This window comes from Brevibacterium sp. (assembly GCF_022712115.1).
GTDB lineage: Bacteria > Actinomycetota > Actinomycetes > Actinomycetales > Brevibacteriaceae > Brevibacterium > Brevibacterium salitolerans.
Genome location: NZ_JALAHB010000239.1, coordinates 1 through 11,475 on the forward strand (window position 1 = coordinate 1; position 11,475 = coordinate 11,475).

8 protein-coding genes are annotated in these 11,475 nt (G+C 68.9%); 5 read left to right on the forward strand and 3 right to left on the reverse strand.

Annotation, left to right across the window (positions count from 1 at the left end):
• Positions 1-1,312, reverse strand: a 1,312-nt coding sequence (locus Q0A33_RS14240; protein WP_291798176.1) for a cytosine permease, incomplete at its 3' end; no start/stop codon positions are given.
• Positions 1,313-1,325: 13 nt separating this feature from the next.
• Positions 1,326-2,042 carry an aspartate/glutamate racemase family protein gene (locus Q0A33_RS14245; protein WP_291798179.1) on the reverse strand — a complete coding sequence of 239 codons (717 nt, stop codon included), beginning with the start codon at positions 2,040-2,042 and terminating at the stop codon, positions 1,326-1,328.
• A 177-nt stretch (positions 2,043-2,219) separates the two neighbouring features.
• Between Q0A33_RS14245 and Q0A33_RS14250 the strand changes: the two genes are divergently transcribed.
• From Q0A33_RS14250 to Q0A33_RS14270, 5 genes are all read left to right on the forward strand, one after another.
• Positions 2,220-3,254, forward strand: coding sequence for a LacI family DNA-binding transcriptional regulator (locus tag Q0A33_RS14250; protein WP_291798182.1), 1,035 nt, complete (start codon positions 2,220-2,222; stop codon positions 3,252-3,254).
• Between the two features lie 238 nt (positions 3,255-3,492).
• The gene (locus tag Q0A33_RS14255) at positions 3,493-5,148 is read left to right on the forward strand and encodes an OPT/YSL family transporter (protein WP_291798185.1); all 1,656 of its coding nucleotides are present in this window, start codon (positions 3,493-3,495) and stop codon (positions 5,146-5,148) included.
• A 67-nt stretch (positions 5,149-5,215) separates the two neighbouring features.
• Positions 5,216-7,255: a hydantoinase/oxoprolinase family protein gene (locus Q0A33_RS14260; protein ID WP_291798188.1), complete on the forward strand. Its 2,040-nt coding sequence runs from the start codon at positions 5,216-5,218 to the stop codon at positions 7,253-7,255.
• Positions 7,256-7,258: 3 nt separating this feature from the next.
• A complete protein-coding gene (locus tag Q0A33_RS14265; protein ID WP_291798190.1) occupies positions 7,259-9,004 on the forward strand; it encodes a hydantoinase B/oxoprolinase family protein in 1,746 nt (581 codons plus the stop codon).
• Positions 9,001-10,293 carry an amidohydrolase family protein gene (locus Q0A33_RS14270; RefSeq protein WP_291798193.1) on the forward strand — a complete coding sequence of 431 codons (1,293 nt, stop codon included), beginning with the start codon at positions 9,001-9,003 and terminating at the stop codon, positions 10,291-10,293. The genes Q0A33_RS14265 and Q0A33_RS14270 overlap by 4 nt, the downstream gene beginning before the upstream one ends.
• A gap of 88 nt (positions 10,294-10,381) precedes the next feature.
• Here the strand turns inward: Q0A33_RS14270 and Q0A33_RS14275 are convergent, their stop codons facing one another.
• A complete protein-coding gene (locus tag Q0A33_RS14275) occupies positions 10,382-11,326 on the reverse strand; it encodes a phosphoglycerate dehydrogenase (protein WP_291798195.1) in 945 nt (314 codons plus the stop codon).
• Positions 11,327-11,475 lie beyond the last annotated feature (149 nt).

The window sequence follows — 11,475 nt, forward strand, 5'->3', positions numbered from 1 at the left end:
CCGTGGCGCTGCGTCCAACCTCCCTCACCCATCCGAGTCTGCCTGCGACGACGTAGAGTGCGAACGCGACGATGAGAGAGCTGATCGCGGGGATACCCCAGGTGACGAAGAATCCGATGCCGGAGGAGATCACCCAGATCACCAGTGTCGCGGGCACCCAGTTGGGCTGGGTCTCGGGGAGGATCCGCTCAGTGTGTGCGAGATCGATTTCGGCGCGCCACCGCCGGACCACGAAGTATTCGGCCACCATGATCGCCGCAACTGGCGGAAGCAGGACGCCGAGTGCGTTGAGGAAGCCGGTGAAGTGATCGAGGATGCCGGCTGCGCCCAGCACTGAGCCCAACACCCCGACCACGAGCGTCACCACCCGGCGATCCGCAGTACGTCCGAAGACTGCTGACACGAAGTTGAGGAGGCCGAAGACGGAGGAATAGAGGTTGATGTCGTTGATCTTGATGGTGCCCATGATGATCACGAGGACGCCTACCCAGCCCACGGAGGAGAGGATGATCGTCGTGACGTTGTCGGAATGGATCGCGTGGGCCAGCAGGACACCGATCAGCCCGATGAGATATTCCCCCAGGCTGATGCCGACCACTGTCTGTTTGACGACGTCTGCTGCGGAACGGTTGTACCGGGTGATATCCGAGTTGATCACCGCGCCCACGATGAAGCCGCCGGCAACGAGTCCTGTTCCCGCGAGCAGGCCCACCTCTGGTCCCGGTGGTGGAGAAGTGGCGAGTTCCCAGAGGCTGTGCTCCCGGAGTTCCAGGGCGACTGCCCAGAGCACGAGGACGAGGAAGGCGGGGACGGCCAGGAACGCGACTCGGGCGATCATCCTGAAGCCGAACAGGACAACGGCGGTGATGGCCAGTCCGAAGAGGAGTGCCCACGCCCATTCGGGCATGATGCCGACGGTCGACGCGAGGCCTTGGGCCGAGACGCCGGACTGGATGCCGAACCAGCCGATGGAGGTGATGGCGATGACCGCTCCCACCACGGCTGCACCGCCTCGACCGAAGCCGGTCCAGCGGGCGAGGATCGATGTGGTCAATCCTGTGCGCATCCCGATGATGCCCACTGCGATGGAAACCACCTGCAGGATGACAGATCCTATGGTGATCGCCAGGAACGCGTTGAGGAATGTCATTCCGAACCCCAGCGTGGATCCCAGGAGGAACTGACTCAGGGCGGAGACCTGGCCGAACTTCGTGACGGCAATGGGGAACCAGTGCCGCCGTGCGGAGCCCGGCACCGGCGCATCTGCGTAGTCGCTGTCCGGCTGACTGTTGTCGGGCGGTTTTGTGCTCATCGTGGTTCCTTGTTCAGGTGCGCTGCTTGGGTCGCGGAGGATGGTAGGCACGAGCGCTCGGGCGTATGCCCAGGCGTACCGCCGTCTCGAGGGCCAGGATCGCCGCGCCGGTGGGATCGACCACCGGTATCTCTCCGAACGTGGGACGCAGGCGCTGCTGCAGGCCGGAAGCGACACCGAGCATGCCCGTGCAGCCGAGCACGAAGGCCTCGGCTCGAACACGCGCGATCTGGTCGGTCGCGACGTGCTCGAGTCGATCGAGGAGGAGGTCATGCTGGTCGACGTCGAGAACCGGCATGTCTATGACCCCGACATCCACTATTCGCTGCGAGAGGCCGTATGCCGCGATCTTCCTGTCCAATCCAGGCACGACGTCGGGCAGAATGCTGAGGATGCCGATGCGGTCAGCCATTCCGAGTGCGGCATGGACGGACGGTTGGAAGCCGCCGAAGACGGGAAACGGTGCGATTTCGCGCGCCGCGTGCACGGCCGGCTCTGCGAAGCACGAGATGAAGACTCCCTCGACTCCGTCTTCAACGGCCTGACTGACGGCAGTGAGGATTCCAGGGGTTGCAACGGCTTCGTCGTAGTCTGACTCGATGGATTCGGGCCCATGCGCGATCTGGGCGCAATCCACTGTCACGCCTGGAGAGGCCCAGCTTTGGGCCTCTTCAAGGACAGGCTGCAGCAGTTTCCGGGCGGTGACGGGAAGGATCACTCTCAGGTGCATTCGTCCTCCAGCTGGTCGATGGTTCCGGCTTGCGGAGAAGCGCCGCCGGATGGAGCCAGAGTGTATGGATGGGGCACGCGGAGCGGTATGTGTGATCTGCACCGCATTTGTCCCGCGCTGTGCAGATCGTCCACCGGCGCGGGCGGAGGTCGGAGCCCGCCCCCATAGAATCTGAGCATGGGTCAGAAGGGTCGGGATGCGCGTCTGCGCCAGCCTCGCGTCACCATCAAGGACGTGGCGCAGGCTGCCGGGGTCTCGCCTTCGACGGTCTCCCACGCGTATTCCGGTCGCCGGGCGATCTCCGCGAAGACCAAGGAGCGCGTGTTCGCGGCCGCGGAGGCCCTCGGCTACAGTGCGGATCCGCATGCGCGGTCCATGCGCACCGGCCGCTCGGAGATGATCGGCTTGGTGCTGCGACCGCGCTTCGCGGCGACCGGGGCCCCGGAGACGTCCGAGACCTTCAACCGGCTCGCGGGCAGCATCGCCATCGAGTGCCTGCGGCGGGGCATAGGCCTCGTCCATGTCCCCGATCCGACTCGGCAGGAGCACTCGGCGGTGCCGATGGACGGATGCATCGTCGCTCATCCCTACGCCTCCGACCCCACCATCGACTTCCTCGAGGCGCGCGGCATCCCCGTCGTCTGCGCCGACCCGGATCCGGACCGGCCCGCGCTGCCCTGGACCGTGGGCGTCGACTACAGCACGGGCATGAGGGCGGCATTCGAAGCGCTCGGAGTGGGGCCCGGACGACGGGTCTGGCTGCTGCCGGGCTCGGAGGACAACGCGTGGAACCGGGAGGCCCGCCGTGTCCATGCCCGGTGGTGCGAGGACAGTTCTCTCCGGACGGAGGTGCATGCGCTCAGCGAGAGCCTTTCACCGGATGAGGCCGAGGCGCTCGTGTCACGGCTGCTCGCCGATCACGGCGCGCCGGATGCGCTCGTCTTCTCCCTGAGCAAGACCAGCGGTCCGGTGCTGCGCGCCGTCGCGTCCGCCGGGCTCCGCGTGCCGCAGGACCTCAAGCTCGCCACGCTCACGGATTCGTCCTTCTCGCGGACTGCGCGGCCTTCCATCACGGCGCTGGACCTCAATCATGAGGGTCTCGCCTCTGCTGCGGTCGACCTCATGATGCGCCGGCTGGGAGGTGAGGCGCCGCCGGGGGGAGTCGTCCCTGTGGCGCCCGTGCTGCACGCGCGTGAATCCACGTCGCGCTGACCCTCGCCGTCCCAGTGCCTGAAACTCTCCCTTGACGTGATGGGAGTCACTGATGGAGACTCTGCAGAGTCAAATCGTTTTGACTCGGAGTTTCCGCGCTGCTGCGAACGCAACCGGGTGAGCGGCACGGGCGCGATCTCGCCTCTGTTCCCATGACTCTGCGCCCTACGCGCGGAGGCATGCCCCGGACGCAGGCCGAGCGCGCCCACGGCGGCTCCCCGACGAGAGAGGCCCGGCAATGACAGCAGATGCGAGGTCCGGAGCGGACCAGCAGATACCGCCCCACCCGAGGGCGTTCGAACCCGGCACGCTCGTGCTGACGGTCGTGCTCGCGGCGGTGGGCGCCTTCATCGGCATCCACCTCATCACCCAGCTCGGAATCTCCACCCACACCTCCGTCATCGGTGCCCTCATCGCGATGATGGTCGGCCGGATCGGCCTCTCGGGGTTCCAGAAGTTCCGCAGCGTGCACCGCCAGAACCTCGCCCAGACGGCGATCTCCGCCGGCACCTTCGGTGCGGCGAACGCCATCATCACCCCTCTGGCGATCACGTGGGCGTTCGGCCGTCCGGATCTCATCTGGCCGATGTTCATCGGGGCCGCCGGAGGGCTCGTCGTCGACGCGTGGATCCTCTACCGTGCCTTCGGTTCGAAGTTCCTCTCCGCGCGGAACGCGTGGCCCCCGGGAGTCGCGGCGGCGGAGGCGATCAAGGCCGGGGACCAGGGCGGCCGCCGCGCCAAGGTGCTGGTGGCCGGCGGGGTGATCGGCTTCGTCCTCGCCTGGTTCGGCCTCTCCGCCTCCGCGGCGGGGGTGGCTCTCATCGGCAACGTCATCGCACTCCTGATGTTCGGCCTGGGCCTCCTCATCGTGCAGTACTATTCGCTGCTGCCGGGGCTTGCGGACTTCTCGCTGGCCGAGAACTACATCCCCCACGGGATCATGATCGGCGCCGGAGTCATCGCACTTGTCCAGGCGGGGTTCATCCTCTTCCGGCGGCAGCGGGCGAAGCGGGACGCACAGCCCGTTCAGGAAGCCGCCCCCGATCCGGACCCGGATCCGGCGATGGCGGACACCGTGAGCCCGCGCCGTCTGCGCGGCGGGCTCGGTTCGGGCTTCCTGCTCTTCATCGCGGTGGCGATCCTCCTCGCCTTCGTCTCCGGCATCTACGCGGAGATGTCGATCCCGGTGCTGATCGGCTGGGTCCTCTACGCCGCAGTCGCCGCGTTCGTCAGCGAGCTCATCGTCGGCCTCGCCGCGATGCACGCGGGGTGGTTCCCCGCCACGGCGATCACCCTGATCTTCCTGGTGCTCGGGCTCGCCATCGGATTCCCGCCGGAACCGCTGCTCGTCCTGGTGGGCTACACGGCCTCCACCGGTCCGGCCTTCTCCGACATGGGCTACGACCTCAAGACCGGATGGATCCTGCGCAAGGTGCACTCGCGTCACCCCGGATACGCCGACTACGAGCGCTCGGGACGGAAGCAGCAGTACTACTCCGCGATGATCGGATTCGTCGTCGCCATGGGAATGGCCGCCCTCCTCTGGAAGCCCTACTTCGAAGCAGACCGCATCCCTCCGGTGGCGGTGGTCTTCGCAGACACGATCAAGGTGGGGCTTACGAACACCGAGGCGCTGCAGACCATGCTCCTGTGGGCGCTGCTGGGTGCGGCGCTGCAGGCGGCGGGCGGGGCCACCCGGCAGATGGGCATCATGCTCGCCACCGGCCTGCTCATCGCCGCCCCCTACGCCGGCTGGCTGGTGCTGGGCGCCCTCGCGGTCAAGCTCGTGGTCGTGAGGCTCAAGGGCCGCCAGGCGGAGGAGGACCTGCAGCTCATCGGCGCGGGGATCATCACCGGCGATGCGTTCGCCTCCCTGGGCCGCATCTTTAGATAGCGGACCTGCCGCTGCGCACAGCGGCGGAGAGCACACAGCAGAGAACATCGAACAGAACAGGAAACACATGCAGTCAGGGACACGGATCTCCGTCGACGTGGGCGGCACCTTCACGGACGTGGTGCGGCTGGACCCGGCCTCGGGCGCACTGCGCTTCGAGAAGGTGCCCACCACCCCGCAGGCTCCCAAGCGGGGGGTGCTCCACGCCTTCGGCAAGGTCGAGGCTCCCATCGACCAGGTGAGCACCTTCAACCACGGGTCGACGCTGGGACTGAACTCCCTCCTCACCCGGACCGGGGCGCGCATCGCCGTGATCGGCACGCAGGGCTTCCGCGACGTGTACCTGCTGGGCAGGGCCGGCAGCAGGGTGATGTACGACATCACCTTCCGGAAGCCCGAGCCGCTCGTGCGGCGCCGTGACACCTTCGAGGTCCCCGAACGCACCCTCTACGATGGCACCGTACGCACTCCGCTGGACAGGGAGGCCGCCGCGGAGGTGGCGCGCGAGATCGCCGCGGGCGGATACGAGGGCGTGGCCGTGGGCTTCCTCCACGCCTACGCGAACCCGGAGAACGAGATCGCGATGGGCGAGGTGCTCAGGCAGTTCGCGCCCGAGGCCGAGGTGACCCTCTCCCACGAGCTCTCGCGCGAGTACCGGGAGTACGAGCGGACGAGCACCGCCGTCCTCGACGCGTACATCAAGCCGATCATGCGCCGCTATCTCACCGATCTCGGGGAGGATCTGCGCCGGGCGGACTTCGACGGCAGGTTCCTCATGTCCCGGTCGGGCGGAGGCGCGATGACCGCGGCGGCGGCGGCGGAGCAGCCGGTCAACCTCATCCTGTCGGGCCCGGCCGGCGGCGTCGTGGGGGCGGCAGCCCTGTCCAAGGAGCTGTCCGAACCCAATGTCATCACGATCGACATGGGCGGGACCAGCCTCGACGCCTCGCTGATCCTCGATCACGAACCCGTGCTCCACCAGGGTGCGGAGTTCGAAGGCCTGCCGATCAACACCCCATCGCTCTACATCCACACGATCGGCGCCGGCGGAGGCTCCCTCATCTCGCTCGACAAGGCCGGTGCGCTGCAGGTGGGACCGCAGAGTGCGGGCGCGGACCCGGGGCCCGCCGCCTACGGCCGCGGCGGGGAGCGGCCCACGTTCACGGACGCCGCGGTCTCCCTGGGGTACATGGGCGGCGACCTCGCCCTCGGCGGCGACCTGGTCCTCGACGAGGAGCGCGCTGCACAGGCGCTGGCCCCGGTGGCCGAGGCGCTCGGGCTGTCCGTCCCGGAGCTTGCGCGGGGGGCGGTGCAGATCGCGAACATGAAGATCGTCGGCGCCGTCCGGTCGATCACGGTGGACCTCGGTCGCGATCCGCAGGACTTCGCCCTCATGTCCTTCGGCGGTGGGGGCGGCCTGGTCGCCGTCGACGTGGCGCGTGAGCTGAGCATCCCGCGCGTGATCGTGCCTCCGGGCCAGGGCGCGTTCTCCGCTCTGGGCATGCTCATGGCAGATGTTCAGCACGACTTCTCCCGCACAGCGGTGCAGCCGCTCGCCGATCTCGACGCGGAGTTCTTCGCGCAGACCTACGCGAGCATGGAGGACGAGGGCGGTACAGCGCTCCTCGGAGAGGGCTTCGGGCCGGAGGCGCAGACGTTCCAACGCACCGTCGACGTCCGCTATCAGGGGCAGGAGCACTCCGTCTCCGTCCCGTATCCGAGGGAGAGCGCCGATCCCGTCGCCGCCCTCGCCGCGGAGTTCGCGCAGATGCACCGGCGGCTGTACGGGCACACCATGACGGACCCGCTCGAGGTCACGACGCTGCGGGTCAACGCGGTGGGCGTGGTGGAGAAGCCGGCGTGGCCCGCGGCGCAGGTGCGCGTGGACGGCGAGCCGACGCCGGTGCTCACGCGCACCGTGCACGTGGGGGAGGAGCCGCAGGAGTACCCCGTCTTCACCCGGGAGGCGCTGCTCGCCGGGGACCGGCTCTCCGGGCCCGCCATCGTCGCAGAGCACACCGCGACCACCGTCCTCCATGCCGGTGACGCACTCCGTGTGGGCGGCCTCGGCGAACTCGTCATCACCCTCGGCGCAGAAGGAGTCTGAGTCATGACCAACCCCATCGTCCTCGAGGTCATCCGCCACGCGCTGATCGCGAGCGCGGACGAGATGGCGCGCAACCTCTGCCGCACCGCGTACAACACGGTCGTCTACGAGATCCACGACTACGGCATCGGCCTCCACGACGCCCAGGGCAGCGTCGTCGCGGACTCGCCCGGATTGGCGATCTCCACCGGCGCGAACGACTACGGGATCCGGAAGTCGATCGAGTTCCTCGGCACGGACGCCATGCGGGAAGGGGACGTCTTCATCCTCAACTACCCGTACTGGTCCTCCGCCCACACTCTCGACCCACTGGTGTTCGCACCCGTCCACCACGCGGGGGAGATCATCGGATTCGCCTCGTGCCGCGTGCACGTGCTGGACCTGAAGCAGAAGAACGCGGGCTACGTCCTCGACTCCACCGACGCCTACCAGGAAGGGCTCATGTTCCCGGCGAGCCGGCTCTACAGCGCCGGAGAGCCCAATGACGACGTCCTCAACGTCATCCGCTTCAACTCGCGGATGCCCGAACGCACCCTGGGCGACATCCATGCACAGGTGTCCGCCTGCTGGAGCGGGACTCAGCGGATGCAGGAGCTCGCCGCCAAGTACGGTGCGGACGTCCTCCAGCAGGCCATGGCGGACATCCAGTCGCACGGTGAGCGTCTCGCCCGTCTGGCGCTCGCAGAGCTGCCGCACGGCACCTGGACGGCGGAGGACTTCGTGGACTCCGACGGGATCGATCTCGACACCCCGCTGCGGCTGCGAGCCACGGTGACCGTCACGGACGAGGAGATGGTGATCGACTGGACGGGGAGCGAGAAGGATGTGAAGGGGCCGTTCAACCTCCCCGTCGGCAAGACCCATGCTCTCTCGGGACTGATCTTCAAGTCGCTGACCACTCCGGACTCACCCGTCGCGGCCGGCAACTTCGCCCCGCTCCGGGTCGTCACGGAGCCGGGATCCATCATGCACGCGGTCGATCCGATGCCCACCTTCACCCAGTGGACCGGGATCCTCGCGGGCGAGGTGGTGCTCAAGGCACTGGCCCAGGGCATGCCGGAGCGGATCCCGGCGAGCTCCGGCGGAGACGTCTCCTCCATGATGGGGTGGGGCACGGACCCGCGGACCGGCAGGGCGTGGCTGGAAGCCACCAATGAGGCGATCGGCTACGGCGGGCACCGGGGCGGGGACGGGCAGGATGGCATCATGCACCTCACCCAGCCCGGGTGCCGGAACAATCCCGTGGAGGTGCTGGAGACGAAGGCGCCCCTCTTCATCGAGGCCTACGGGTACGAACAGGACTCCGGCGGAGCGGGCATGCACCGCGGGGGAGTGGGCGTCCACCGCCACTACCGGTTCGAGGCGGACTCCACCGGAATCTGCCTCGTGTCCAAGACGAAGTCCCCGCCGTGGGCGCTGGCCGGAGGCCGGCCGGGGCGTCCCGCGAGCGTGGTGCTCGACGCGGGCACCGAGGCCGAGGTCGTGACCGGTGGCGGGACCTACCCGCGGCCGGCCGGCTCCCGTCTGGACAACCGCACCGGCGGTGGAGGAGGGTACGGCGATCCGCTCGACCGCGATCCGCGGAGGGTGCTCGAGGACGTGCTGGACGGGTACGTCTCACGGCGTGCGGCCGAGGAGGAGTACGGCGTCCTGTTCGCGAAGGACTCCTCCGCCTCTGTGGATGCCGCGGCGACCCGGCGGCGGCGAGACGCGATGAGGCGGGAGCGGACGGAAGGGGCAGCGGAATGAGACAGGGCGACTCGACCCATCCGCGCGCGTTCGGACCGCGGCCCGGACGCGGCTGGAACGCCGTGCTCCGCAACGGCCGCTTCCTGGACCCGGAGACCGGCCTCGTGGTCGAGGGGGACATGCGCATAGAGAACGGCGAGATCGCGGAGATCGGAGAGATCGGTGCGGTCGCGCGCACCGGTGCATCTCCGGAAGACGGGCCCGGCGGGTACGTCGAGACGGACCTCGGCGGCACCACCGTCACTCCGGGACTCATCGACGCGCACTTCCACGCCTATGCGGCCGGGATGGGCGGGATCATGATGGCGACCCGCACCACGAGCTTCGTGGTGATCAACGGCGTGAACCGGCTGTCCGCCGCGCTGAGACGCGGGTTCACCACCGTGCGTGATGTGGCGGGCGGGGACATCGGGCTGCAGCAGGCCATCGAGCGGGGCATGGTGGACGCGCCCCACTACCTGTTCAGCGGCAGAGTCCTCAGCCAGACGGGCGGGCACGGGGACGTGCGTCCGGCGGAACACGACCTGCACGCAGGCTGCGATCACACGCACGAGGTGGTCGACGGGATCGATGCTCTGCGCACGGCGGTGCGGGAGCGGCTGCGGACCGGGTCGCACGTCATCAAGATCATGGCCTCGGGCGGGGTGATCTCACCGACGGACCCGCTGACGGTGCCGCAGTACTCCGCGGAGGAGATCGCCGTGGTGTGTGAGGAGGCGGGGCGCCGCGGCCGGTACGTCGCCGCCCATGCCTACTCCGCCGAGGCGGTGATCCATGCCGTGACGAACGGCGTGCGCTCCGTGGAGCACGGCAACCTCATCGATGCCGAGGCCGCTCGTGTGATCGCGGACAACGGAGCGTTCCTCGTGCCGACGCTCGCCGCCTACGACGCGATGCGCAGGCGGGGAGAGGAAGCCGGCCTGAGTCCGGTGGGGCGGGAGAAGAACGCCGAGGTGCTGGGGGCCGGGCAGCAGGCGATCCGGCTGGCGCGGGAGGCCGGCGTGCGCGTGGGCTTCGGCACGGATCTCATGGGTGACCTGGAGGACGAGCAGCTCCGGGGCATCGAACTGCAGGCACAGGTGCTCGAACCGCTGGAGCTGCTGCGGTCGATGACGGTGGAGAATGCCGCTCTCATTCAGGATCCCGGGCGGGGGAACCTGGCCGTCGGAAGCGCCGCGGACCTGGTGGCGTTCCGGGAGGACCCGCTCGAGGACGTGAGCGTCCTGTGGGATCAGACTCGCCCGCGCGTGGTCATCCAGGGCGGAGCCGTGGTGTGGGACGAGCGGTGATGGGCACACAGAGCTGAAGGGCGGCTCCTCGTGCGTGAGGGGTCGCCCGCTCTGCCTCCCTCCGGAAGGTCAGCCTCCAGTTGGAAGGTCAGCGCACCGGGAAGCGGGGCTCCTCGCCGCTGAGCACGCGCACGACGTCCTCGACCGCCCAGGTGCCCATGTTCGCATTGGCGACGTCCGAGTACGCGCCGATGTGCGGAGTGGCGATGAGGCGGGGCGCGTCCAGCAGCGGATGGTCCGCAGCGGGAGGCTCCGAGGAGAACGCGTCCAGCGCGGCGAAGGAGAGCCTGCCCGCGTGCAGCGCCTCGGCGAGGGCGGTCTCGTCGACCAGCCCGCCTCGGGCGGCATTGATCAGCGCCGCGCCGCGGGGCATGGTCGCGAGGAGGTCCGCTGTGAGAAGGGGACCTCCGCCGCCGGGCAGGTGGAGGGAGAGGAAGTCCGAGGTGGCCACGGCCTCCTCGAGGGACAGCGGCTGCGCGCCGGCCCCGACGATCGCCTCGTCCGGGACGAACGGGTCGTAGGCGGCGATGCGCATGCCGAACGCGGCCGCGCGCTGCGCAACGGCGCGCCCGATCCGGCCGAAGCCCAGGATCCCCAGCTGCCTGCCGGCCAGCTCCGTGCCGAAGAAGACCTCCCAGCGCCCGCTGCGCAGCGAGTCCTCCGCCTCCCGGATCCGGCGGGAGCCCATGAGCATGAGGCCCAGGGTGAGATCGGCGACGGAACCGGCATTGGCTCCGGGTGTATTCACCACGATGACTCCGGCCGCGGCGGCGGCCTGCAGGTCGATGTTGTCGACGCCTGCTCCGTGCTTGGCGATCACCCTGAGGTCCGGACAGACGGCCAGCACCTCGGCGGTGACGGAATCCAGACCCACGAGGACGGCCTCGGCCCCGGCGATCGCCTCGACCAGGTCCTGACCGGACTTGGGATGGCTCTCGGTGCGGTGCTCGAGCTCCAGTCCCAGTTCTGCCGCGCGCCGGACGGGGGCCTCGGACAGCTTTCCGAACGAGGGTGTGAGGACGGTGAGGCGCATCAGGCTCCGATCTCGATTCCGAAGGTCTCCAGCGCGGAGTAGACGCCCAGGGCGGCGATCGCGAGCGAGGAGAACACCAGCATGACGGTGAAGAAGTGGTTGGACCTGAACTCCGCCGGCACCTCGCGGGAGCGCAGGAACCACACGGC